The organism is Eubacterium segne (genome assembly GCF_014287775.1).
Classification (GTDB): domain Bacteria; phylum Bacillota; class Clostridia; order Lachnospirales; family Lachnospiraceae; genus Eubacterium_G; species Eubacterium_G segne.
In genome coordinates this window covers 225,687-250,069 of sequence record NZ_JACOOZ010000003.1, presented here as the reverse complement: position 1 = coordinate 250,069, position 24,383 = coordinate 225,687, and the positions used below count along the sequence as shown (strand labels likewise).

At 34.9% G+C, this 24,383-nt stretch carries 23 protein-coding genes, 2 tRNA genes, 1 other RNA gene and 1 other annotated feature; of the genes, 22 read left to right on the top strand and 4 right to left on the bottom strand.

Translation table 11 applies throughout. From position 1 onward, the window contains the following. The first annotated feature begins 12 nt into the window (after positions 1-12). From H8S00_RS05855 to H8S00_RS05810, 10 genes are all read left to right on the top strand, one after another. Positions 13-1,146, top strand: a complete 1,134-nt coding sequence (locus tag H8S00_RS05855; protein ID WP_186840260.1) for a trigger factor — start codon at positions 13-15, stop codon at positions 1,144-1,146. A 206-nt stretch (positions 1,147-1,352) separates the two neighbouring features. Continuing rightward, complete coding sequence (locus tag H8S00_RS05850; protein ID WP_186840259.1) at positions 1,353-2,441, top strand: Ig-like domain-containing protein; 1,089 nt, start codon at positions 1,353-1,355, stop codon at positions 2,439-2,441. Between the two features lie 94 nt (positions 2,442-2,535). Further along, positions 2,536-2,732: a binding site (T-box leader), on the top strand. 76 nt (positions 2,733-2,808) lie between these two features. Continuing rightward, on the top strand, positions 2,809-4,770 hold the full coding sequence (thrS, locus tag H8S00_RS05845) for a threonine--tRNA ligase (protein ID WP_186840258.1): 1,962 nt from the start codon (positions 2,809-2,811) through the stop codon (positions 4,768-4,770). Between the two features lie 75 nt (positions 4,771-4,845). After that, complete coding sequence (locus H8S00_RS05840; protein ID WP_186840257.1) at positions 4,846-5,163, top strand: DUF1540 domain-containing protein; 318 nt, start codon at positions 4,846-4,848, stop codon at positions 5,161-5,163. Between the two features lie 282 nt (positions 5,164-5,445). Beyond that, a complete protein-coding gene (gene infC, locus H8S00_RS05835; RefSeq protein WP_021952858.1) occupies positions 5,446-5,940 on the top strand; it encodes a translation initiation factor IF-3 in 495 nt (164 codons plus the stop codon). Between the two features lie 31 nt (positions 5,941-5,971). Next, complete coding sequence (gene rpmI / locus H8S00_RS05830; protein WP_021952859.1) at positions 5,972-6,169, top strand: 50S ribosomal protein L35; 198 nt, start codon at positions 5,972-5,974, stop codon at positions 6,167-6,169. A gap of 63 nt (positions 6,170-6,232) precedes the next feature. Then, positions 6,233-6,589 (top strand): 50S ribosomal protein L20, encoded by a 357-nt coding sequence (gene rplT / locus H8S00_RS05825; protein ID WP_118588511.1) that lies wholly within the window; start codon positions 6,233-6,235, stop codon positions 6,587-6,589. 217 nt (positions 6,590-6,806) lie between these two features. Next, positions 6,807-7,868 carry an ABC transporter ATP-binding protein gene (locus tag H8S00_RS05820; protein ID WP_186840256.1) on the top strand — a complete coding sequence of 354 codons (1,062 nt, stop codon included), beginning with the start codon at positions 6,807-6,809 and terminating at the stop codon, positions 7,866-7,868. Beyond that, positions 7,868-10,156: an ABC transporter permease gene (locus H8S00_RS05815; RefSeq protein ID WP_186840255.1), complete on the top strand. Its 2,289-nt coding sequence runs from the start codon at positions 7,868-7,870 to the stop codon at positions 10,154-10,156. The genes H8S00_RS05820 and H8S00_RS05815 overlap by 1 nt, the downstream gene beginning before the upstream one ends. Then, positions 10,156-10,806, top strand: a complete 651-nt coding sequence (locus tag H8S00_RS05810) for a DUF4340 domain-containing protein (protein WP_186840254.1) — start codon at positions 10,156-10,158, stop codon at positions 10,804-10,806. Before H8S00_RS05815 ends, H8S00_RS05810 begins: the two co-directional genes overlap by 1 nt. 188 nt (positions 10,807-10,994) lie before the next feature. Here the strand turns inward: H8S00_RS05810 and H8S00_RS05805 are convergent. Beyond that, positions 10,995-11,079, bottom strand: a tRNA-Leu gene (locus tag H8S00_RS05805). 65 nt (positions 11,080-11,144) lie between these two features. Then, positions 11,145-11,229, bottom strand: a tRNA-Leu gene (locus tag H8S00_RS05800). A gap of 328 nt (positions 11,230-11,557) precedes the next feature. Between H8S00_RS05800 and H8S00_RS05795 the strand changes: the two genes are divergently transcribed. From H8S00_RS05795 to rnpB, 5 genes are all read left to right on the top strand, one after another. Next, positions 11,558-12,565: a deoxyguanosinetriphosphate triphosphohydrolase gene (locus H8S00_RS05795; RefSeq protein ID WP_186840253.1), complete on the top strand. Its 1,008-nt coding sequence runs from the start codon at positions 11,558-11,560 to the stop codon at positions 12,563-12,565. Positions 12,566-12,586: 21 nt separating this feature from the next. After that, entirely contained in the window at positions 12,587-14,347 is a 1,761-nt protein-coding gene (gene dnaG / locus H8S00_RS05790; RefSeq protein WP_186840252.1) for a DNA primase, read from the top strand. A 15-nt stretch (positions 14,348-14,362) separates the two neighbouring features. Continuing rightward, on the top strand, positions 14,363-15,043 hold the full coding sequence (locus H8S00_RS05785; RefSeq protein WP_186840251.1) for a tRNA (adenine(22)-N(1))-methyltransferase: 681 nt from the start codon (positions 14,363-14,365) through the stop codon (positions 15,041-15,043). Next, entirely contained in the window at positions 15,036-16,691 is a 1,656-nt protein-coding gene (locus H8S00_RS05780; RefSeq protein WP_186840250.1) for a nucleoside kinase, read from the top strand. The genes H8S00_RS05785 and H8S00_RS05780 overlap by 8 nt, the downstream gene beginning before the upstream one ends. Before the next feature lie 94 nt (positions 16,692-16,785). Beyond that, positions 16,786-17,130, top strand: an RNA gene (gene rnpB, locus H8S00_RS05775) — RNase P RNA component class A. Between the two features lie 3 nt (positions 17,131-17,133). On the opposite strand, the gene H8S00_RS05770 is transcribed toward rnpB, so the two are convergent. Further along, positions 17,134-17,958: a purine-nucleoside phosphorylase gene (locus H8S00_RS05770; RefSeq protein ID WP_186840249.1), complete on the bottom strand. Its 825-nt coding sequence runs from the start codon at positions 17,956-17,958 to the stop codon at positions 17,134-17,136. A 238-nt stretch (positions 17,959-18,196) separates the two neighbouring features. Between H8S00_RS05770 and pyrB the strand changes: the two genes are divergently transcribed. From pyrB to H8S00_RS05750, 4 genes are all read left to right on the top strand, one after another. Continuing rightward, complete coding sequence (gene pyrB, locus H8S00_RS05765; RefSeq protein WP_118588520.1) at positions 18,197-19,111, top strand: aspartate carbamoyltransferase; 915 nt, start codon at positions 18,197-18,199, stop codon at positions 19,109-19,111. A gap of 1 nt (position 19,112) precedes the next feature. Further along, complete coding sequence (locus tag H8S00_RS05760) at positions 19,113-19,553, top strand: aspartate carbamoyltransferase regulatory subunit (RefSeq protein ID WP_021952871.1); 441 nt, start codon at positions 19,113-19,115, stop codon at positions 19,551-19,553. Between the two features lie 211 nt (positions 19,554-19,764). Beyond that, positions 19,765-20,100: a zinc ribbon domain-containing protein gene (locus H8S00_RS05755; protein ID WP_118588521.1), complete on the top strand. Its 336-nt coding sequence runs from the start codon at positions 19,765-19,767 to the stop codon at positions 20,098-20,100. A gap of 9 nt (positions 20,101-20,109) precedes the next feature. Further along, entirely contained in the window at positions 20,110-20,487 is a 378-nt protein-coding gene (locus tag H8S00_RS05750; RefSeq protein WP_118588522.1) for a DUF2085 domain-containing protein, read from the top strand. A gap of 335 nt (positions 20,488-20,822) precedes the next feature. On the opposite strand, the gene H8S00_RS05745 is transcribed toward H8S00_RS05750, so the two are convergent. Next, positions 20,823-22,124: an HlyC/CorC family transporter gene (locus H8S00_RS05745; protein ID WP_118588523.1), complete on the bottom strand. Its 1,302-nt coding sequence runs from the start codon at positions 22,122-22,124 to the stop codon at positions 20,823-20,825. A gap of 160 nt (positions 22,125-22,284) precedes the next feature. Here H8S00_RS05745 and H8S00_RS05740 point away from each other — a divergent pair, with 160 nt between their 5' ends. The 3 genes from H8S00_RS05740 to scfB all read left to right on the top strand — a co-directional run bounded on the left by H8S00_RS05740 (position 22,285) and on the right by scfB (position 24,379). Continuing rightward, a complete protein-coding gene (locus H8S00_RS05740; protein WP_118588524.1) occupies positions 22,285-22,641 on the top strand; it encodes a TIGR04086 family membrane protein in 357 nt (118 codons plus the stop codon). A gap of 157 nt (positions 22,642-22,798) precedes the next feature. Further along, on the top strand, positions 22,799-22,939 hold the full coding sequence (scfA, locus tag H8S00_RS05735; protein WP_021952875.1) for a six-cysteine ranthipeptide SCIFF: 141 nt from the start codon (positions 22,799-22,801) through the stop codon (positions 22,937-22,939). A 78-nt stretch (positions 22,940-23,017) separates the two neighbouring features. Next, a complete protein-coding gene (gene scfB / locus H8S00_RS05730) occupies positions 23,018-24,379 on the top strand; it encodes a thioether cross-link-forming SCIFF peptide maturase (protein WP_021952876.1) in 1,362 nt (453 codons plus the stop codon). The last annotated feature ends 4 nt before the right edge of the window (positions 24,380-24,383 follow it).

Sequence of the window (24,383 nt, the reverse complement as noted above, 5' to 3'; positions counted from 1 at the left end):
GGAGATAATGTAGTGGAAGAAAACAATATTAATAATGTTAATGACAGCATTGAGAACAATGCAAAAACGGATAAAAAGAAAATAAGTCCGGCGAAGCTTATTGTTCCTATTATCATTGTGGTTATATTAGCTGTATTTGCCGGTGTAGTTTACTGGGCGAAGGTTATTAAACCAAAGAGTGATATTAATAAGGAAGTCGGCTATAATACGGGAGAATACATAAAGTTAGGTCAGGTAAAAGGCATAGAGGATGAAATTTCGCAGGAAGAATGGGACGAAAATCTTGCTGATGAAACTAACGAATATGATGTGGTTGACAGAGCTGCAAAGGAAACAGATCAGGTAGATGTGGATATTGTAGCGTATATAGACAATAAAAAAGTTGACGATTTATCTATGAAAGAAGCATCTTTTTATATTGGTAAAAATGATGATGCTGCGGATAAAAAGGTATATGACAAGCTTATTGGAACAAAGGCAGGACAAAAGCTATCCTTAGAAGTAAGTGGCGATGAAGCAAAGGAATTAGCAGGTTCTGTTGAGGATTATTCAGGTAAAAAAGTTAAATTGGAAATTAAGGTAAGAGATGTATCTGAATTAGTTGTTAATAAGGTTACTGATAAGTGGGTTAAGGAAAATTTAGAAGATTTATATGGTGTTACAACTGCTAAAGAACTTTATGAATGGGAAAAGCAGTACATTATAGAATCAAATCTTAAAGAACGTTTGTGGAAGAAGGTTGTAGATAATGCAACTATGAGTGGATATCCGGCTGATTTGTATAATGATATTGTAGCAGAGCTTGACGGACATATAGAGGCTGAGGCTAAAGATGAAGGCATATCTGTTGAGGAATATAAGAAACAGTATCAGTATACAGATGAAAAGTTAGATGAAGAGTATACTTATAATGTAAAGTCAGAACTCGTTATGTGGCAGTTGGTTAAGGATTTGGGACTTGAAGCTTCAGATGATGAAATTGAAGAAATGTATGAGAATGAATATGAGGAAGTTAATCTTGACAGTGTAGAGGAAATGAAGAAACTTTACACCAAAGATGAAATGAAAGAAGCTGTTTTGTTAGACAAGGCACAGCAATATGTATTTGATAATGCAAAAATAAGCTACAATTACAAAATAAAATAATGTATTTTTAAAGATGCACTTTCTATAATGCTAATTTGCACCATCGAAAGTGCATTTTAATTATCAATAAAAAAATAAAAAACAATAAGGATTTGTTTACAAAAACAATACAAAATGCTAAAGTTAGTCTAGAAGAAATGATTGGATAGACTAATTTTTTTGCTTTATTGATGTCTGCACAGGTTTACATCGAAAAGAGGAAAAATATGAAAAAGAGTGTTTTTAGTTATAACAAGAGGGGTGCGAAAACTATCTTAATGCTTATGATATGGATTATGTCATTTGCTTTCATTTGTTTCGGTAATGTTAGTGTAGTGCAGGCTAAAGCAAGATTGAATTATTCATGGATAACCATGACGGAAGGTTATTCAATAAAACTGAAAGTCGCAGGAACAAAGAAGAAAGCAAAGTGGTACAGTTCAAATAAAAAAGTTGCAAAGGTAAGCAATAAGGGGGTAGTTTACGGTAAGAAAGCTGGAAAAGCAACAGTTACTGCCAAGGTTGGTGGTAAAAAGTTAAAATGTAGTGTTAAAGTTAAAAAGATACCTAAAAAGGTAGTTAAAGTGGTTGAATATAAAGACACAACATTTAGCGTTTCGGAAGTTCATATAAATCTTTATGGTGTAACATATAAAGATGAAAAATCTGTAATTTCATATACACAGAATGGAACCTTTACATTAGAACTATTAAATAGTAGTGGAAGTATTACATGGAGTTCAAATAATGAAAATATTGCAACTGTTAGTAATGGAGTAATAACAGCAAAGGCAGTAGGTAGTTGTACAGTTATGGCAAAGTGTGGTGGTAAAACGTTTAAATGTCCGGTTACGGTAACTAATTATAGCAATATAGATCAGGTTTATAATCAGAGGAATATTTACATAATGCTTAGCCTTGTTAATAAAGACAGAGTTAAGACAAAGGTAAAGCCGTTACTTTTAAAAAGTGAAGTTACAAAGGTGGCTGATATACGTGCAAAGGAAGCTGCCAAGATATTTGCTCACACAAGACCTAATGGGTCAGCTTATAAGACAGCATACGGAGATGTGGGATTTAAAATTGGAAGTGCCATTGGCGAAAATCTGTCATACAATCTTGATGCGGCAAGTAAAAGGGCGAAGATTGTGAATATGGCATACAAGAATCTTTATGCTTCTAAAGGGCACAGACAGAATATGTTAAGCAGGGATTTTACATATATTGGTATAAGCAGCTATACAAAAGAATATGTAAATCAGTGGAATACTACATGTGTAGAAACGTATTTTGCTCAGGAATTTTATACTAAATAGTTAGTATATTAAAAAAGAAAAATAATGAAAAAATGGCATTATTTTTTAGATTATTCAGGTTGACAACATCGGTTAAGGTGTTATAATGAAAATTGTTAAAACGATGACGAGGACAGTAGGTTATCCGGAGGGTAACAGAGAGAGGCACCATGGTTGGAAGTGTCTTACAGAAGGGTAATTGAAGACTACCTCTGAGTGGCTCTAATCAAGCACGGTGATTCCGTTATAATCGTAATGAGGGGCCAATTTATTTGGCAATCAGGGTGGAACCGCGTATATTACGTCCCTGTTTATGGAAACATAAACAGGGGCTTTTTTTATTACCTATTTATGTTTCAAAAAATAAATGGATAAGGAGACCAGGAAAATGAAAATTACTTTAAAAGACGGCTCAGTAAAAGAATATGCAGAGGCAATGACAGTTAATGATATTGCTTATGACATTGCAGGAGGATTAGGAAGAGCAGCCTGCGCAGGAGAAGTTGACGGAGAAGTTGTTGATTTAAGAACAACTATTGACAAGGATTGTACATTGAATATTCTTACATTTAAGGATGAAGCTGGAAAGGCAGCTTACAGACATACAACATCACATGTGTTAGCAGAAGCTGTAAAGAATTTATATCCTGATGCAAAACTTGCCATTGGACCATCAATTGATGATGGATTTTATTATGATTTTGACAGTGAACCATTTTCAAGGGAAGATTTAGACAAGATTGAAGCCGAAATGAAAAAAATCATTAAAAAAGGTGCTAAACTTGAGAGATTTACACTTCCCCGTGAAGATGCAATTAAATACATGGAAGATAGAAATGAACCATATAAGGTAGAACTTATTAAGGATTTACCAGAAGATTCGGTTATTTCATTCTATAGTCAGGGTGAATTTGTTGATTTATGTGCAGGACCACACCTTATGTCTACAAAGGGAATTAAGGCATTTAAGCTTACTTCATCATCTATGGCATATTGGAGAGGTGATGCAAATAAGGCAAGACTTCAGAGAATTTATGGAACAGCCTTTGACAGCAAGGATGAACTTAACAGCTATCTTGAAAAGTTAGAAGATGCTAAGAACCGTGATCACAATAAGTTAGGTCGTGAAATGGAATTATTTACAACTGTTGATGTAATTGGACAGGGACTTCCTCTTTTAATGCCTAAGGGAGAAAAAATGGTTCAGAAGCTCCAGAGATGGATTGAGGATTTAGAGGATAACGAGTGGGGATATGTTCGTACAAAGACACCACTTATGGCGAAATCAGATTTATATCGTATTTCAGGACATTGGGATCATTATAAAGAGGGCATGTTTGTTTTAGGAGATGAAGAGAATGATAAAGAAGTTTTTGCCCTTCGTCCTATGACATGTCCGTTCCAGTATTATGTATATAAGGCAAGTCAGAAGAGCTACAGAGACCTTCCTTGCAGATACGGTGAAACATCTACATTGTTTAGAAATGAAGATTCAGGTGAAATGCACGGACTTACAAGAGTTCGTCAGTTTACTATTTCAGAAGGACATTTAATTGTTCGTCCGGATCAGATGGTACAGGAATTTAAGAATTGTATAGCCCTTGCTCAGTATTGTCTCCAGACATTAGGATTAGAGGAGGATGTAACATATCATCTTTCAAAATGGGATCCTGAAAATAAGGATAAGTATATTGGTGAACCGGAAGTTTGGAACGAAACAGAACAGGATATCAGAGATGTTTTAACAGAACTTAATATTCCTTTTGTAGAAGACGTGGGAGAAGCTGCATTCTACGGACCAAAGGTTGATATTAATGCAAAGAATGTATACGGCAAGGAAGATACAATGATTACAATACAGTGGGATGCATTGTTAGCTGAACAGTTTGATATGTACTATATTGATGAAAAAGGTGATAAGGTCAGACCTTACATTATTCATAGAACTTCTATCGGATGTTATGAAAGAACATTGGCATGGCTTATTGAAAAATATGCCGGAAAGTTCCCAACATGGCTTTGTCCTGAACAGGTTAGAGTTCTTCCTATTTCAGAAAAATATGAGGAATACGCTCAGTCTGTAGCAAAAGCATTAAAGGCAAGACACATTGATGTTACAGTTGATTCACGTTCTGAAAAAATCGGATATAAGATTCGTGAAGCAAGACTTGATAAACTTCCATATATGCTTGTGGTTGGACAGCAGGAAGAAGCAGATGGTACTGTATCAGTTAGAAGCAGATTTGCAGGAGATGAGGGTGTTAAGAGTTTAGATACTTTTATTGAGCAGATTTGTAAGGAAATTGATACTAAAGAAATCAGAAAAGTTGAGATGGAAGAAAGCAAATAGTTTTGAATAATTAATAATAAAAAATCCACAATATTAGTATCGGTTTTTACCGAAATTAATATTGTGGAGGTTATTATGACAAAGTTAAATTGTACTGTTAAAAATTGTTACTATAACAAGGAGTCAATGTGCTGTAGAGATGGCATTAAAGTAGGAGGCACAGATGCAACAGTTACAGATGCAACCTACTGTGGTGATTTTAGGGAAGCGGGAGGTAACTTTTCTTCTAAGTGTGACTGTGGACCTGAAGGATCAGTTGATGTAAGATGCGATGCAGTAAGATGCACATTTAATGATAACTGTAAATGTCATGCATCCCAGATTACCATTGATGGAAATGGTGCAACACATCAGAGCCAGACAGAATGTGGAAGCTTTGAATGTACATGCTAAGCATTACCTTTGGTGATGAACGTATGTTACGGAAAATTTAATAAAATAAAATATATATAAACTCTTGACATTTAAAAGTGATAATGGTAGTATACTAATGTTGTGAAATCAAGCAGGGTATCCACCCTCACCCAGACGCATTAGGCGAGTCGAGGTTTATATGTGGTAATGATTTTTATTTATCACTTCTTTTGTATTTTAGTGGATAATCTGTTTGGATTATCCACTTTTTTGTTTTGAAAATGAAAAATAATTTGGAGGTGCAATACTATTAGCGAATTAATGATTAACGGACAGATTAGAGATAAAGAAGTTCGTGTTATTGGAACAAATGGAGAGCAGTTAGGCGTTATGTCTGCAAGAGATGCACAGAAGTTAGCAGACGAAGCTGAACTTGATTTAATAAAGATTGCTCCAAAGGCTCAGCCACCTGTATGTAAAATAATGGATTATGGTAAGTTTCGTTATGAACAGCAGAAGAGAGAGAAAGAAGCCAAGAAGAAACAACATGTTGTTGAAACAAAGGAAATCAGACTTTCACCTAACGTTGAAATCAATGATTTAAAAACTAAGGCAAATAATGCCAGAAAGTTTATTGAAAAAGGCGATAAGGTAAAGGTTACTCTTCGTTTTAGAGGAAGAGAGATGGCTCATATTAGTAGTAGTGCACATGTTTTGGATGACTTTGCAAAAATGTTAGAAGACATTGCGCAGGTTAGCAAAGCGGCAAAATTAGAAGGCAGAAACATGACAATGTTTTTAGAAAAAAAGCGTTAAGCTTTAGATGATTATTAAGGAGGAATAAGACATGCCAAAAATTAAGACAAGCAGAGCAGCTGCAAAACGTTTCAAAAAGACAGGTACAGGAAAGCTTAAAAGAAATAAAGCTTACAAATCACATATTTTAACTAAAAAATCAGCTAAGAGAAAGAGAAATCTTAGAAAAGCAACTACAGCTGATGCTACAAACGTAAAGAACATGAAGAAAATTTTACCTTATCTGTAATTATTTCAGATTAGAAGGTGAATTGGAACAGTGCATTTTAATCTAGTGTAGGAGGAAATAGAAATGGCAAGAATTAAAGGCGGAATGAACGCTAAAAAGAAACATAATAGAATATTAAAGCTCGCTAAAGGTTACAGAGGAGCTAGATCAAAACAGTATAGAGTAGCAAAGCAGTCAGTTATGAGAGCTTTGACAAGTGCATATGCAGGAAGAAAGCAGAAGAAGAGACAGTTCAGACAGTTATGGATTGCAAGAATTAATGCTGCTGCAAGAATTAACGGACTTTCATACAGCAAGTTTATGTATGGACTTAAGTTAGCAGGCGTTGAAATGAACAGAAAGATGTTAGCTGAAATGGCAGTTAATGATGCAGAAGGATTTGCAAAGTTAGTTGAAACAGCTAAAGAAAAATTAGCATAATATATTTTTTAATTATATATTCTAATTAATAAAAAGGCTTAAAGTGATTAATGGTCACTTTAGGTCTTTTTTTATTATAGTAAAATTATTTTATGTAACATTGGTCACAAATTAAACACAAAATAAACTAATTTAAAACACAAATTTTACTAATTTAAAACACATTATAAAAATATAATATTTATCAATGAGGTTTAAAATAGTAGGAGGCATATTAATGAGCGTTATTGAAATTGAAAATCTTGTGAAAAAATACGGCGATAACTTAGCCGTGGATAACTTGAATTTAAAAATTGAAAAGGGACGGGTATACGGGTTTTTAGGACCAAATGGAGCAGGAAAATCTACTACAATGAATATTATAACCGGTTACATAGGGGCAACCTCCGGAACGGTAAAAATTGACGGACGTGATATTTTTAAGGAACCGGAACAGGCAAAAAAGTGTGTAGGCTACCTTCCAGAAATGCCACCTCTTTATCAGGACATGACTGTAAGAGAATATTTGAAATTTGTGGCAGAACTTAAGAAGATACCTAAATGCAAAAGAGAAAAGAATATAGAGGATGCCTTAAATATGACAAAGACTGATCAGGTGGAAAACAGGCTGATTAGAAATCTGTCAAAAGGTTATAAGCAAAGAGTGGGAATTGCTCAGGCACTAATTGGTATGCCGGAAGTAATTATTTTGGATGAACCAACAGTTGGTCTTGATCCAAAACAGATAATTGAAATCAGACAGCTTATAAAGCAGTTAGGAAAAAAACATACTGTTATATTAAGCTCTCATATTTTATCAGAGATTAGTGAGGTTTGTGATTACATATATATTATTTCCAGAGGATGTCTGGTAGCTGCCGGCAGCGAAAAGGAATTAGTTGACCAGATGGCAGGAAAAAATGTTCTTGAAATGGAGATTAAAGGAAACAAGGATGCAGTTACAGCTATGATGGGAACTGTATCAGATGTAGGAAAATATGAAATGACAAAATCTGATAAGTCAGATAATGTTAACCTTACAATTATAAGTGACAGGGAAAATGATGTACGTGAGAAAATCTTTTATGCATGTGCAAATAGCAGATTACCTATTTTAAAGATGGACTTTAAGCATAAGACTCTTGAGGACTTATTTATTGAATTGACGAAGGATTATGCAGCTCCGGAAAAGAAAAAGCGCAGAATAGGTAAAAGCAAAGCTAAAAAGGAGCTTCAGGAGGATATCGACAAGGAAGTTGAAGCGTTAAATGAAATATCCCACAAGGAGGAAAATAAGTAATGATTGCAATATATAAAAGAGAGTTAAAATCTTATTTTACATCAGTTATCGCATGTTTGTTTATTGCGGTTACAACATTAGTAGCAGGTATATTTTTTGTATACTATAATTTACAAAATGGATTGACAAGTATGTATCCGGTATACCAGAGTCTCTTTATTCTGGTATTTACAGTTCCTATTCTTACAATGAAAATAATAGCAGATGAAAGAAGGCTCAAAACTGACCAGTTAATTCTTACTGCACCTGTTTCAGTTGGAAAAATTGTAATGGGAAAATTTATGGCACTAACAACGATTTTTGCCATACCGGTTCTTATAATGTGTTTATACCCGGTGATTTTGTCAAAATTCGGAAATATGCCTTTTAAGACAGCATATACTAATATTTTCGGATTATTCCTTTACGGAATTGCATTTATTGCCATTGGCATGTTTATTTCATCATTAACAGAAAGTCAGGTAATATCTGCAATATTAAGTATTGTAGTTTTACTTCTTGGCTACTTAATGGGTTCTCTTACATCCATGATTTCGTCAGATGGAAATATTCTCACAAAAATTCTTGGATGTTTTGATTTATATTCACCTATGCAGGATTTCTTAAATGGTGTAATTACTCTGTCAAATGTTGTGTACTACATATCTTTAACAGCTGTATTTTTGTTTCTTACATGCCAGTCAATTCAGAAGAGAAGATGGAATGTATCAAAGAAATTTATTGGAACGGGAATTTTCAGTACAGGTTTTATAGCTGTTGTAGTTGCATTGGTTGTTTTTGTAAACCTTATTGCAGGTACCATAACATCTAAAGAAGCATGGGCAACAGCGGATATGACATCTACATCCCTTTTCTCTATTTCAAGTGATACAAAGAAAATGCTAAAGGGACTTGATAAGGATATTACCTTATATGTTATGGCTTCTAAGTCAGAAGCGGATTCTACAATTAAAAAGACATTAGCAAGATACGAAACAGCATCAAAACACATAAAAGTAGAATATAAGGATACAAACAGATACCCTAATTTCTACAAAACATACACCGATACTGCACCAACAGCCGGAAGTATTATTGTATACAACGCATCAAATAAAAAATCAAAGGTTGTTGATTACAATAACATTTATGTTACAGATAATTCAGCATATTATTATTCAGGTGCATCTGCATCTACAACCTATGACTGTGAAGGACAGTTAGATAGTGCGATTTCTTATGTACGTTCAAATTCTACCTATAAAATCTATCAGGTTACAGGTCATAACGAAATAGTATCAGATTCTAATAATTTTGGTACAATGGAGAATTTGAAGGATATAATTTCAAAGTATAACTGTGAAATTGAAGAAATTAACTTGTTAAGCAAATCGTCAATTTCTACTGATGAGTGTTCAGCAGTTCTTTTGCTAGGACCTGAAACAGATTACTCAAAGGATGAAGCTGATGTAATAAAGAACTACATTAAGGAAGGTGGAAATGTAATCGCCGCATTAGAGGCAAAAGCCAGTGTTGGTGTTGATAAGCCTAATTTCTATTCTATTTTAGAGGAATATAATGTTAAGGTTTATGATGGTCTTGTGGCAGAAAACGACAGTTCACGTTATGCAACCCAGTATGGCCCATTCTATGGATTTGCTGAAGGTTCTACAGGTTATGCATCAGGACTTACAAGTTATATATTTACACCATATACTATGGGATTAAAGCAGGCAGAAAGTGATGATACAAGTGCTTCATACACTGCATTAGCATCAACTTCTGACAATTCCGTATTAAAGACAAATCCATCTAATGCTACATCTTATGAGAAGGAAAAAGGTGATGTGGCAGGACCTTTTGATACAGTTGTTTCTGCCTCAAAAACAATAACTAAGAAAACATCAGGTGACAAGAGTAGCAAGTCAGAGGAAGCAACAACAGGAAACAAAGAGACAAACAGTGAAGCTGAAACAAGCGAAGAAACAACAAATGAAGATTCATCTAATAGTGAAACAACTACATCTGTCACATCGAATCTGTTGGTATTCGGTTCAGTATATTCTCTTGCGGATACTGTAGATAATAAGGTACAAAGCTCAAACACACAGATTGTAAATAATGCGTTAAAAGAATATATTAAAACGGATGTTGAAACAATATCCGTACCGGCTAAAAGCATGACTCCGGCTACACTTACAGTTACAGAGTCAGGCACAAGATTGTTCGGAGTACTGATTGCAATTGTGGTACCTATTATTGTGTTATTAGCAGGAATAGCAGTATGGGTTAGAAGGAGAAGATATTAATGAAAAAACAGTTTATTCAGTTTGGCGTCATTGTGGCTGTTTTAGTTGTCTGCATTGTTGGATATTTTGTTATGAGCAGTCACTTTGACAAGAAAGAAAAAAAGGAAGAAGAAGCAGGCAAAATAGTTGCTTTTCAGTTAGATGACTACAAGGATGTAAAGAATTTTTCTTATGTGTTAAGTAACAGTACCTTGGAAATTAAGAAAAATGACGGAAAATGGCAAATTTCAGGCCAGGAAGACGTGAAACTTAAAAAGAGTACCATTGAGTCCGAAATGCTTTCAAAACTGGCAGAAATAGACGCAGAGGATAAAATTGATAATGTGAGCAGTGAAGAAGATTATGGCTTCATAAAGTCAGAAGATGAGTTGGCCGCTGCTACAAATACAATCAAGGTTACAGACAAGGATGGAAAAGAGTATATTATATACATTGGAAGCGCAAACCCGTATGATTCAACCAAATATTATATGATGGTAAAGGGCGATGACAATGTATATGTTATATCATCTGATTTAGTAACGGCTTTTTCTAAGACTGTTGATGACATGAAGGAAGAAGAAACTACAACGGTAGAGGAAACAACCACAGGAAAAGAGGCAGAAGAAACCACTTTAGGAGAAGCGGGTACAGATAAAACAAGTGAATAAATAAGAGATAAGAGCTGTTGTGTTGGTTACTGAAGGTACCGGCATAACAGCTTTTTTTTTGTATCTTTGGGCAGGCATTGTCGGCGTTTCGGAGGTAAGTATAGGCTATTGGGCTGGAGAATAGCTTTTAACAAACAAAAAATCCTTAAAAGCAGTAGTATGACACTACAACTTTTAAGGATTTTTGATGCAGTTGATGGGACTTGAACCCACACCCAGTTAACCCGGACATGAACCTGAATCATGCGCGTATGCCAATTCCGCCACAACTGCATAATTGATATTTGTTTATATACATAAAATGGAAGTCTCAAAGACTTCCATTTTGAAAAACAAAATGCGGAAGATGGGACTTGAACCCACACAAGCGCAATGCTTACAAGATCCTTAGTCTTGCTCGTCTGCCAGTTCCGACACTTCCGCATACGTTTCAAACGCAAGAAAAATAATACCATAATGCCAAGGGAGTGTCAACACTTTTTTAAAAAAAACTTAAAAATCCCCACAAAAGCCCCAAAATAATAAAAACATATCCTAAAAACAATAGAATAAAAATTTTCTTCTAAACAGATATAACTCATCGATTTTACATCCATCAAAAATTCAAACTTTTCCATGCAACGCTATTTCTCATTAAATTTTCAACTCTTTATTAATAATAAAATGTGTTGTATACTAAAATGTATATTGGTAGATGCGTATTGGTAGATGCGTATTGGTACCGGATATGAGCATTTTTCGGAGGTAGATTATGAATATCAGACAGAAAAATGAAGAATTGGAAAAAAAGACACTAAGTCCCTATGCAGCATTAAGTTGTGAAAGCAAGGGAAGGGACAGGTATGAGGAACCTTGTGATATAAGAACAGTGTATCAAAGGGACAGAGACAGAATCATTCATTGCAAAGCTTTTAGAAGATTGAAACATAAGACGCAGGTTTTTTTGTCGCCTATGGGTGATCATTACAGAACCCGTCTGACCCATACGTTAGAAGTATCCCAGATAGCAAGAACCATAGCTAAATCTCTTGATTTAAATGAAGATTTAACGGAGGCTATTGCTTTGGGACATGATTTGGGTCATACCCCTTTTGGCCATGCAGGAGAAAGAACTCTTAATGAAGTGTGTAGTTTAGGATTTAAACATTATCTTCAAAGCATACGTGTTGTGGAAATATTAGAAAACAACGGAAGAGGGTTAAATCTTACAAAAGAGGTAAGAGACGGAATTGTAAATCATAGAACCAATGGAAATCCTTCAACTCTTGAGGGAAAGGTTGTGAGATTGTCTGATAAAATAGCTTATATTAATCATGACATTGATGATGCTGTAAGAGGAAAAATAATAAGTGAAGAAGATATTCCGCCGGTTTACAGGGAAATATTAGGAGATACTACTAAGAAGAGATTGGATAAATTAGTTCACGACATAGTGGAAAACAGCTATGAAAAAGACGATATCTTAATGTCAAAGCAGGTACACGATGCCATGATGGGACTTAGAAGTTATATGTTTAAAAGCGTGTATACTAATCCAAGGGCAAAAAGTGAGGAAACCAAAGCTACGGAGATGCTTAAAATCATGTTTGATTATTTTCTTCACAATACTGATAGGCTGCCACAGGAATTTATTTATCTGATTAATGAGCAGGGAGAAAATCCGGAACAGGTGGTTTGTGATTATATTGCAGGAATGAGCGACCAGTATTCAGTTGCCGTATTTGAAAAAATATTTGTGCCGAAATCATGGAATATGTGATAAGGCATTTAGGAGGATAAAGTGTTTTACTCAGAGGATATTATAGAACAGGTAAGAACGGAAAATGACATAGTTGATGTGATAGGGGATTACGTTAAATTACAGAAAAAAGGCAGTTCCTATTTTGGACTTTGTCCTTTTCACAATGAAAAGTCACCATCTTTTTCCGTATCACCCCATAAACAGATGTATTACTGCTTTGGATGTGGCGAAGGGGGCAACGTAATATCTTTTTTGATGAAATATGAAAATTATACATTTATTGAGGCAATGGAGGTGCTGGCTGACAGGGCAGGCATTGAGTTGCCAAAGATGGAATATTCAAAAGAAGCTAAGCAGGAAAAGGATTTAAAAACAAAAATTATTGAAATAAATACAGAAGCCGCCAAATATTATCACTATCTGTTAAAGTCAGAAAGAGGAAAACTGGCATATAACTATCTTTCAGGGAGAAAGTTATCTGATGAAACTATATTAAGATTTGGTCTGGGATATTCTGATAAATATAGTGATAACCTTTACAAATACTTAAAAAACAAGGGTTATAATGATTCAGAATTAAAAGAGACAGGATTGTTTACCTACGACGAAAAACGTGGGGTAAATGACAAATTCTGGAATCGTGTTATGTTTCCCATAATGGATGCTAATAACAGAGTCATAGCCTTTGGAGGCCGTGTAATGGGAGATGGTAAGCCTAAATACTTAAATTCCCCGGAAACAAAGGTTTTTGACAAAAGCCGTAATCTTTATGGATTAAATGTTGCCAGAAGCTCCAGAAAGGATTATATGCTTATTTGCGAGGGATATATGGATGTTATAAGCCTTCATCAGGCAGGCTTTAATAACGCAGTGGCAGCTCTTGGAACGGCATTTACATCAAGGCATGCATCTTTAATTAAAAGATATGTTAAAGAGGTTGTTCTTACTTTTGACAGTGATGAGGCAGGAATAAAGGCGGCTCTCAGGGCAATCCCTTATTTAAGGGATGTGGGACTGTCAATTAAGGTTTTATCCATGAAACCTTATAAGGACCCTGATGAATTTATTAAGGCAATGGGAAAAGAGGCATATGAAGAGAGAATAAAAAATGCCACAAATTATTTTATTTTTCAGGTTGCCATGGAACAAAAAAAATACAATATGTCTGACCCGCAGGAAAAAACAGCATTTCATAAAAAGGTTGCTGAAATGATTCTTGATTTTAACGATGAAATTGAAAGGGAAAATTATATCGAATCTGTGTGTGAGATTTTTAAAATACCAAAGGATGGTCTCGCCAAGCTGGTAAAAAAGACCGGACTTACTTATGTAGGTAAGGAAGAAAAGGAAACCTACGAAGATTATCAGGAGAAAAAACAAAAAAAAGAAGATGCTTCTATGCAGGCTCAAAGAATACTTTTAGCTTCGGTTCTAGACAGAACGGATTGGTTTAACAAGGTGGCAAAGGTTATTTCCCCTGAGGATTTTATAGACGATTTCTACAGAAAGGTTGCTTCACTTTTTTGGGAGCAAATGGAAAATGGTGAGGCAAATCCTGCCAAAATTATGAATTATTTTACTGATGAAGCTGAACATAAAATGGTGGCAGAACTTTTCGTGTCACCTATAAGAGCTAATTTAGATTTTGCAGAGCAGGAAAAGGCTATAAATGATGCAGTTTTAAAAATCAAAAAAGAGAGTCTTGACAAAAAGGCGGCTGAGGCATCGGATATTGCCCAGTTACAACAGATAATAAAAGAACAGAGCATGTTACAGAAAATACATGTTTCATTAAATTAGATGAGTGGTTAATATATGATTTCAGAAAGATTAAAAGCAGTGGCCGGTATGGTTACTAAAGGAAAAAAAGTCGCAGATATAGGTACAGACCATGGGTATGTGCCTATATATTTAGTAGAAAATTCTATTTGCAGTAAGGTTTATGCCATGGATATTAATGAAGGTCCTCTAAAAATAGCAGACAAAAATATTGCGATTCATGGTCTTAGCGACAAGATAGAAACTATCCAGTCAAATGGAATGGAAAAACTAAAGGACAATATGGTAGACGGGGCAATTATTTCCGGAATGGGTGGAGATTTGATTGTAGATATATTAAGTCGTGGAAAAAACATAAAAGGCATAAATGAACTGGTTTTGTCTCCCCACAGAAGGGTTGACTTAGTAAGAAAGTATCTCCTTGAAAATAACTGGGAAATAATTGATGAAAAAATGCTGATAGACAGTGGAAAATATTACACGATTATAAAAGCATTAAAAAATGACGAAAAACTCCATATGTATAGTGATGTGGAGTTGAAATATGGAAAAATACTATTAGACAATAAAGATTTGGTTTTAAAAGGGTATTTAGAAAAAGAATATTTAAAATTTGCAGAGATCTTTGAAAAAATGAAAGCAAATAAAAGTGATAATATGCAGGAAGTTGAAAATATAATTTATTTAAACAGGGAGGCGTACAGGATATATGATTAGTGTAAACATAGGAAATGTATCATATGAATATGAAGATGGAACAACAATTTATGAAATAGCAAAGGATTTTAAAAAGTTTTACGAAAATGACATAATTTTAGCTGTGTGTAACGGCAAATTAAGTGAGCTGTCTAATGTTTTAACGGAAAACTGTATAATAAAATTTATAACAACAGCCAGTCACATTGGCAGCGAATGTTACAAAAGAAGTGTTACTTTTATGATGCTAAAGGCATTTTATAAGGTGGCAGGAAGGTCAAATGTAGGAAAAATATCTGTTGAACATTCTGTAAGCAAAGGCTATTACTGTGCAGTGGGTGGAGGCATTAAAGTAGACAATGCATTTGTTAAACAGGTTAAAGAAGAAATGAATGCTCTTGTAAAACGTGATATTTTAATTACAAAAGAGGTTGTATCAGTGACTAAGGCCATTGAAAAGTTTGGAAGATACGGCATGAAGGATAAGGAACATCTTCTTAAGTACAGGAGAGCTTCAACTGTAAATGTTTACAAAATGGAAGGCTTTGAGGACTATTTCTATGGATATATGGCATATTCTACAGGATGTCTTAAATACTTTGATTTGATTCCTTATGATGAAGGTTTTGTATTGCAACTTCCAACAAAAGAAAATCCAAAGGAAGTTCCGGAATTTAAGCCCCAGAATAAGGTTTACAATACGCTTAAGGAAACTACTTCGTGGGCAAAGATGCTGGGGGTTTCAACTATCGGTCAGATAAACGATAAAATTACCAGTGGTGAAATTAATAATATTATGCTGGTGCAGGAAGCAATTCAGGAAAAGAAAATCGCCGATATTGCATCGGACATAGCTAAGCGAAAAGATGTAAAGGTTATTATGATTGCAGGTCCTTCATCATCAGGTAAAACCTCATTTTCTCACCGGCTTGCAGTTCAGCTCATAGCTCAGGGATTAAAACCTCATCCGATACCAATGGATAGCTATTTTGTCAATAGAGAGGATACGCCTGTAGATGAAGATGGAAAGTTAGACTACGAGGTGGTAGAGGCTGTAGATATTGAATTTTTCAATGAACAGATGACACAGCTTTTGGCAGGTAAAAGGGTAGAATTACCGGATTTTGACTTTGTTGTGGGGAAAAGAGTTTTTGATGGCAAATATCTTCAGTTAGGGGAAGATGATGTGCTGATAATTGAGGGAATACATTGCCTTAACGATGCAGTTTCATACAGCCTTCCAAGTGACAAAAAATACAAAATTTATGTAAGTGCCCTGACACCGCTTAATGTCGATGAGCATAATAGAATTGCCACATCAGACTGGAGATTATTGAGACGAATTGTAAGGGATGTAAGAACCCGTGGAACTTCAGCAGAAGGAACCATTGAAATGTGGAAGAGGGTTAGAAGGGGAGAAGAAAAAAATATTTTCCCATATCAGGAAAGTGCAGATGCCATATATAATTCTGCCATGGTTTATGAGTTGTCAGTTATAAAAACATATGCAGAACCGGCATTATTTAGCGTACCAAAGGATTCAGAGCAGTATTTTGAGGCGAAGCGACTTCTTAAGTTTTTAGATTATGTTTTGGCAGTGCCAAAGGAAAATATTCCTAAAAATTCTTTACTTAGGGAGTTTGTTGGTGGAAGTATATTCCCGGTATAGTGCAGGTGAAATTTTGCAGGAAAAGGTGGAAGTATGAAAAATCGAAACTTATATACTTGAAAATTTAATAAGTTTATGTTAGTTTAAATAATTGTGAGTAAGACAGATAATCGCTGCTGCTATTGCCGAAAGGACGCAGGAGAGGAAAGTCCGGGCTTCGCAGGGCAGGATGCCGGCTAACGGCCGGTGGAGGTGACTCCCAGGAAAGTGCAACAGAAATAAAACCGCCTTTTTAGGTAAGGATGAAATGGCAGTGTAAGAGACTACCGCTTTGGTGGTAACATCAAAGGTCAATGTAAACCCCATCCGAAGCAAGACCGAGCAGAAAGCATATGGTGGCCCGCCAGCTTTCGGGTAGGTTGCTTGAACTTGTTGGCAACAATAAGTCTAGATAGATGATTATCCAAGACATAACCCGGCTTACAGTCTTGCTCGCATTTTTTTATATTCTTTTTACCAGTTCTTCAATTAAAAGACAAAACTTATCAGATGCTTTAGAGGCAGCAACGCCCACTTCTTCATCACTTAAAGGCTCTCCGGTTATTCCTGCAGCTTTGTTGGTGATACAGCTTATTCCACATACTTTAAATCCGCAATGAACGGCGGCAATGGCTTCACATACGGTACTCATACCAACAGCGTCAGCTCCGAGAAGTTTGTACATATTAATTTCAGCCGGTGTTTCGTAGTTAGGTCCGGTTGTCTGGAGATATGCACCTGCTTTTAAGTCAATATTGTTTTCCTTTGCTATGTTTTTTATTTTTTTGCATATTTCACTGTCATATACGCTGGTCATATCAGGGAAACGGGTGCCGAGTTCATCTATGTTAGGTCCAATTAAAGGAGATGGTACAAAAGATGAAATATGGTCTGTAATCATCATTAAATCCCCTACATTTAAGTTGTCGCTAATTCCACCGGCGGCGTTAGATAGAATAAGCTTTTTTGCACCCATTAGTTTCATAAGACGAATAGGTGAAACAACCTGATTCATGGAATAACCTTCATAGTAGTGGATTCTTCCGTTCATAGCGACTACCGGAACGTCACCTAAATATCCGAAAATAAAAGCTCCTGCGTGCATTTTATTGGTGCTTATGGGAAATCCGTCAATATCTGAGTAACTAATAGTTTCCTTTACATTGATTTTTTTTGCCAGTTTGTTAAGACCTGAGCCTAAAACAATTGCAACATCAGGCTTAAAATCTATCTTTGTCTTAACGCAACTTAAATATTTTTCCAATTCTTTATAATATTGTGGTGTCATAAATTTGCTCCTATCTGTAATGTGGCGCGATTTTCCGTTATCACTAAGCAATTAAGGAAAAACACTGCCATAAAAATTATTTGTTTATAATAGTATACCAGATTACCGGAAAATGTAATATTTATAAATTCAAAAATATTAAATAAATAGTGAAAAAAAATAAGTAAATACCCTTGAATATTACACCTCAATAATGTATTATCTTATTAGCAAAAAATACATATGAATGGAGGGTGAAATGAGACATTTAATTAGTCCATTGGATTTTACTGTAGAAGAGTTGGATAAGTTATTAAATTTAGCCGGCGATATTGAAAAGAATCCTCAAAAATACAAAGAGTGTTGCAAAGGAAAGAAACTTGCCACTCTTTTTTATGAGCCTAGCACAAGAACAAGACTAAGCTTTGAGGCAGCTATGCTTAATTTAGGCGGAAGTGTTTTGGGATTTTCCGAGGCATCATCAAGCTCCGCATCTAAAGGGGAGAGCGTTTCAGACACCATACGAATTATATCATGTTATGCAGACATATGTGCCATGAGACACCCGAAGGAAGGTGCAGCCTTAGTTGCAGCTAAAAAATCAGGTATTCCTGTTATTAACGCAGGGGATGGAGGACATCAGCATCCTACCCAGACTTTGACGGATTTAATGACAATAAGAACCCTTAAGGGTAGACTTGATAATATTACAATTGGATTGTGTGGTGACTTGAAATTTGGAAGAACAGTGCATTCGCTTATTAACGCATTGCTTAGATATGATAATGTAAAATTTGTCCTTATTTCACCGGCGGAGCTTAAGGTTCCGGGATATATCATTGAAAATATAAAAGAAGCAGGAGCTCAGTATGAAGAGGTGTCAAGACTTGAAGATGTAATTGGTGGGCTTGATTTGCTTTATATGACAAGGGTTCAAAGGGAAAGATTCTTTAATGAAGAGGATTATATAAGACTTAAAGATAGCTTTATTTTGGACAAAAAGAAACTAAAATCAGCAAAAGATGATATGCTGATTTTGCATCCACTGCCAAGAGTTAATGAAATTGCTGTTGAAGTAGATGATGATCCAAGGGCTGTGTACTTTAAGCAGGCACAGTTTGGTGTGTATGTGAGAATGGCACTTATTTTGACATTGTTGGAGGTGGAAGTATAATATGCTAAATATAGATGAAATAACAAATGGCTTTGTTTTAGACCATATTCAGGCAGGAAGGGCAATGGCTATATATCATTATCTTAATTTGGAAAAATTAGATTGCCAGGTTGCTATTATTAAAAATGCCAGAAGTAAAAAAATGGGAGTTAAAGACATAATTAAAGTAGAAGGTCCCTTAGATATTGTGGATTTTGATATATTAGGATTTATTGATCATAATATCACAGTTGATATTATCACTGACGGTAAATTAGTGGAAAAAAGAGATCTTAAGCTACCAAAGAAGATTGTTAATGTATTACATTGCAAAAACCCAAGATGCATTACATCTATTGAGCAGGAGTTAGACCATGTTTTTGTACTAACAGACAAAAAGAATGGTTTATACAGTTGCCAATACTGTGAAGAAAAGCAGGGCAAACTTTGGGAAAAACTGTAAATTTAAGAGCTTGTGATTTATATTGAAATTTTAATTAATATGGATTTTATCCCACAAATGTTGGTTTGTGCAAACATACTACATTTTGTGGGATTTTTTGTGCTTAAGGCAGAAAAATGACAAAATGTGCCATTTGTATTGAAATTACATAAATGAATTGTTATAATCAAACGGTAATATATTTAATAACAAAGGATAGGAGGACGAAAAAATGTATTGTAACCATTGTGGAAAAGAAATTAATGACAATGCAGTTGAATGCCCATATTGTGGAGGAGATACAAAGAACACGCATAATAATGATTATGGCACACCATATGTATCTGATAATGGAGGAATAGGCTGGGGGCTACTGGGATGTTGTATTCCTTTAGCAGGTTTGATTTTATTCCTTGTGTGGAAGGACACCAAGCCAAAAACAGCTAAAGCCGCAGGAATTGGTGCTTTAGTTAGCGTAGGTATTTCAATATTATTCTACATTATAGTGATTGTAGCAGGCGTAGGAGCAGGAATGTATGGTGCTTCATCAAGTGTTACAGGATTTTAGGAATGTGGCATGAAAAGATGGTTATGTAAATGGCTACCCATCATATTTGGATGCCATCAAAGACCTGAACGTTCATTTTTCTTTCATGGAAAACAGTTTCCAATATGCGCAAGGTGTACAGGTGAACTTATAGGAATTATAGTAACTCCTATAGGATATTTCTTTTTGAAAAATTTACCTATATGGGTGTTTTTTGTTTTATTAATTCCACTTGTAACAGATGGTTTGATACAGGCAAAAACAAAGTATGAAAGTAATAACACTAAGCGCTTGATTACGGGCATATTATTTGGAATAGGCTTAATGATGTTGTTTATGATATCTACAGCGTATTGCTTTAATATAGGGGTTGATATTGGAAGAAAATGGAGATACTCGCAGTTATAAAATATCGTATTAAAGTATAAGCAGAACTTTATGTCGAAAGAAAACATTGAAGTTCTGCTTTTTTGATAGTTATATTTAAGAAGCAGATGAGATGGTGAGATATGGAAATGACTGGAATAGGGATGACTAGAATATGGATATAATAAAAATTAAAATCCAACTGCTCGCATCACATAAATTCAAAAAAAGAATAAAAGAATTATTAAAATCCAAAAATTACTAAAAATATTGAAATAAAAAATCCCGTAAATTATATCATACATAATACAATCTACGGGAATGTTTCGTATTTATTTATCGATACCTTACGGGGCGTTTATATATATCCCACAAAACTATTTGTCAGATTCTGAATTAACCTCATCAGATGGAGTGTCATCTTCATGGTCAATTTTGACCTTAACCAAATCAATTCGTTTATCATCCATTTTGATAACTGTAAGTTTGCAGTTATCAATTTTCACACTGTCACCTTTGTTTGGTAGGCGGTCTAAGTGTTCAATAATAAGTCCACCGAGAGATTCATAATCTTCTGAATCTATATTAGTACCCAATTCGTCATTGAAATCATCTAAATTAATTGAGCCTTCAACAATGTATTCATGTTCACCAATTTGTCTGACAGCAAGCTCCTCAGCCTGGTCGAACTCATCGTGGATATCACCTATGATTTCTTCCACAATATCTTCTAATGTAATAAGGCCCTCAGCCTGACCATATTCATCTAAAACAATACACATTCCGGGCTCATTATTTCTCATTTCTATAAGAAGGTCATTAAGCTCTTCTTTTTCGTGAGTATAATAAGGTTCACGCATTAATTTATTAACATCAAAATTTACACGGTTTACTTCATTTATAAGCATATCTTTAATGTTGATAATTCCCACAATATTATCTGTATCATCTTTATAAACAGGTATACGGGTAAATTTATCTGACTTAATAACAGATAAAAGTTCATCGTATGAAACATCAATAGGAACCATGGTTATATCAACCTTAGGAATCATAATGTCTTTAGCACATGTGTCTCCGAAATCAAAAACGTTGTTAATCATATCGTACTCATCATCTTCGATAATACCCTCTTCCTGACTAACCCCCACAATGGTTCTTAATTCATCTTCAGTAATAGCTGCTGAATTTAAATTTACGTTAACTCTGAATATTTTTAACAGAAAGCTGGAAAACAGATTCAGCACAAAAATAACCGGAGTTAAAATAAACATAAAAAATTTAATTGGCTTTGCATAAGATAATGCAATTGACTCAGCATGAAGAGTTGCTACCGTTTTGGGAATAATTTCACCAAAAATAATGATGACAAGTGTAAGTACGCCTACGCAAACGCTGACAACTATGTTTACATCAAAAATATGCTGGGCTAAAACTGTTGTAAGAGAAGAAGCAGCAATATTAACAATATTGTTACCTATCAAAACAGTGCTAAGCATCTTTCTGGAATTGCTAAGTACCTTATCAAGTACAATAGCTTTCTTATTTCCGTCATCAACGAGCATTCTCAATCTTACTTTATTAAATGTAGTAAGAGCAGTTTCGGCTGATGAAAAAAACGCCGAGAATAACAATAAAACAAATAATATGCATAGCAGAGCTATGTCACTGGGTCCCATATAAATCTCCTTACAAAAAATATTTCAGGCAAAAGCCTGTTAGAGTCGATTGTACAATATAGATAATTTAAAGTCAACAAACCGTAATAAATTATACGCTTTCATAATATAAATTATTATATAAACGTTAGGAAAGGCTGGTATTACCGGTAAATAAATTATGAAAAAAGTTGCAGTGATATTTTTAAAGGAAACATTGATACAAATGATTATAAGTACAGTATTGTTGGCACTAATTGCTTTTGTGGTTCTTAAAATTTCACCTTCTGTGGCAACAATAAAAATAATGGTGTTGATAATTTATGGAATTGCGTCATTTTGTGGTGGGGTGATAGTGGGAAAGGTTATGGAAAGCAGAAAATTTGTGTGGGGAGCATTAGCCGGACTGATTTATTTTGCAATAATTTTTCTCACAGCACTAATTTCAAAAGGAAGCGTCTCATCAGGAAGTGTAGGACTCTTTTCAGGATGTATTGTTTCCGTGGTGGCAGGAACAATAGGAGGAATGCTTAGTTAAAGGGGGGATAGGATAATAGGGGAATGATTTTAAACGATTTTAACAGGATTTTGATACAATAAAGAAAACGTTTGAAAAAATACCATATTGTGATATAATAACCTAAGACTTGTGCAGCTTTACATAAATAAGCACAAAATAGATTTGGAGGATTACCATGAAACATATTAAGACATTAAATGCAAAAACATTAAAGGACACAATGAAAAAAGGCGGATGCGGTGAATGTCAGACATCATGTCAGTCTGCTTGCAAGACTTCTTGTACAGTAGGAAACCAGACTTGCGAAAACAAATAAAATTTTATATGGCATTATTTTATAACAGAGCCGAATTTTCGACTCTGTTATAATGCGTTAAAAAGGGAGGAAGTCACAGTGATTCATCAGTATAAAAGCAATGGATATAACATTGTAATGGACGTTAACAGTGGCGCAGTGCATGTGGTTGATGACGTTACATATGATGCTATAGAGTTGTTTGAAGATATTTCTTCTTCTGAAATTGTTGATAAACTGAAAGATAAGTATAATGAGTCCGATATTTTAGAGGCAATTGACGAAATAGAAGAATTAAAAAAAGATGGACAACTGTTTACCGAAGACATATATCAGCCGTTTGTTGAAAAGTTTAAGGAGAACCGTCAGACCGTGGTTAAGGCTTTGTGCCTGCATATAGCCCATGATTGTAACCTGGCATGCAAGTATTGTTTTGCTGAGGAGGGTGAGTATCATGGAAGAAGAGAACTTATGAGCTTCGAGGTTGGAAAGAAAGCCCTGGATTTTCTTGTTAAAAATTCAGGCAATAGAGTAAACCTTGAAGTAGACTTCTTTGGTGGTGAACCATTAATGAACTGGGAGGTTGTAAAGCAGCTAGTTGAATATGGACGTTCGTTAGAAAAGCCATACAACAAGAAATTCAGATTTACCCTTACCACTAATGGTGTACTTCTTAACGACGAGATTATGGAGTATTTGAATAAGGAAATGTCTAATGTAGTAATTAGTCTTGATGGTCGTAAGGAAGTCAACGACAGAATGAGACCATTTAGAAACGGAAAAGGAAGTTACGACCTTATTGTTCCAAAATTCAAAAAGCTTGCAGAAAGCCGTAATCAGACCAATTATTATATAAGAGGTACATTTACAAGAGATAATCTTGATTTTTCTGAAGATGTAAAACATTTTGCTGATTTAGGATTTAAACAGATGTCAATTGAGCCTGTTGTTGGCCCGGAAGAAGATCCGTATTCCATTAGGGAAGAGGATTTACCGACAATAATGGAAGAGTACGATAAACTTGCACTTGAATACATAAAGCGTGAGAAGGAAGGCAGAGGCTTTAATTTCTTCCACTTTATGATTGATTTAAATCAGGGACCATGCGTGTATAAGCGCTTATCAGGATGTGGTTCAGGAACTGAATATCTTGCAGTTACACCATGGGGAGATTTTTACCCATGCCATCAGTTTGTTGGAAACGAAGATTTTCTTATGGGAAATGTAAATGATGGAATTGTCCGTAAAGATATTGTTTCCACGTTCGGAGACTGTAATGTGTATTCAAAAGAAAAATGTAAAAACTGCTTTGCAAGATTTTACTGCAGTGGCGGTTGTGCTGCAAACTCATATAATTTTCATGGCACAATTAATGATGCTTATGATATCGGATGTGAAATGCAGAGAAAAAGGGTGGAATGCTCAATAATGATAAAAGCAGCGTTAGCCGACGCTGACTGATAAG

Coding starts and splice junctions, on each gene's coding strand:
- H8S00_RS05850 (WP_186840259.1), top strand. CDS start 1,353: ATGAAAAAGAGTGTTTTTAGTTATAACAAGAGGGGTGCGAAAACTATC.
- thrS (WP_186840258.1), top strand. CDS start 2,809: ATGAAAATTACTTTAAAAGACGGCTCAGTAAAAGAATATGCAGAGGCA.
- H8S00_RS05840 (WP_186840257.1), top strand. CDS start 4,846: ATGACAAAGTTAAATTGTACTGTTAAAAATTGTTACTATAACAAGGAG.
- infC (WP_021952858.1), top strand. CDS start 5,446: ATGATTAACGGACAGATTAGAGATAAAGAAGTTCGTGTTATTGGAACA.
- rpmI (WP_021952859.1), top strand. CDS start 5,972: ATGCCAAAAATTAAGACAAGCAGAGCAGCTGCAAAACGTTTCAAAAAG.
- rplT (WP_118588511.1), top strand. CDS start 6,233: ATGGCAAGAATTAAAGGCGGAATGAACGCTAAAAAGAAACATAATAGA.
- H8S00_RS05820 (WP_186840256.1), top strand. CDS start 6,807: ATGAGCGTTATTGAAATTGAAAATCTTGTGAAAAAATACGGCGATAAC.
- H8S00_RS05815 (WP_186840255.1), top strand. CDS start 7,868: ATGATTGCAATATATAAAAGAGAGTTAAAATCTTATTTTACATCAGTT.
- H8S00_RS05810 (WP_186840254.1), top strand. CDS start 10,156: ATGAAAAAACAGTTTATTCAGTTTGGCGTCATTGTGGCTGTTTTAGTT.
- H8S00_RS05795 (WP_186840253.1), top strand. CDS start 11,558: ATGAATATCAGACAGAAAAATGAAGAATTGGAAAAAAAGACACTAAGT.
- H8S00_RS05785 (WP_186840251.1), top strand. CDS start 14,363: ATGATTTCAGAAAGATTAAAAGCAGTGGCCGGTATGGTTACTAAAGGA.
- H8S00_RS05780 (WP_186840250.1), top strand. CDS start 15,036: ATGATTAGTGTAAACATAGGAAATGTATCATATGAATATGAAGATGGA.
- H8S00_RS05770 (WP_186840249.1), bottom strand. CDS start 17,958: ATGACACCACAATATTATAAAGAATTGGAAAAATATTTAAGTTGCGTT.
- pyrB (WP_118588520.1), top strand. CDS start 18,197: ATGAGACATTTAATTAGTCCATTGGATTTTACTGTAGAAGAGTTGGAT.
- H8S00_RS05760 (WP_021952871.1), top strand. CDS start 19,113: ATGCTAAATATAGATGAAATAACAAATGGCTTTGTTTTAGACCATATT.
- H8S00_RS05755 (WP_118588521.1), top strand. CDS start 19,765: ATGTATTGTAACCATTGTGGAAAAGAAATTAATGACAATGCAGTTGAA.
- H8S00_RS05750 (WP_118588522.1), top strand. CDS start 20,110: ATGAAAAGATGGTTATGTAAATGGCTACCCATCATATTTGGATGCCAT.
- H8S00_RS05745 (WP_118588523.1), bottom strand. CDS start 22,124: ATGGGACCCAGTGACATAGCTCTGCTATGCATATTATTTGTTTTATTG.
- H8S00_RS05740 (WP_118588524.1), top strand. CDS start 22,285: ATGAAAAAAGTTGCAGTGATATTTTTAAAGGAAACATTGATACAAATG.
- scfA (WP_021952875.1), top strand. CDS start 22,799: ATGAAACATATTAAGACATTAAATGCAAAAACATTAAAGGACACAATG.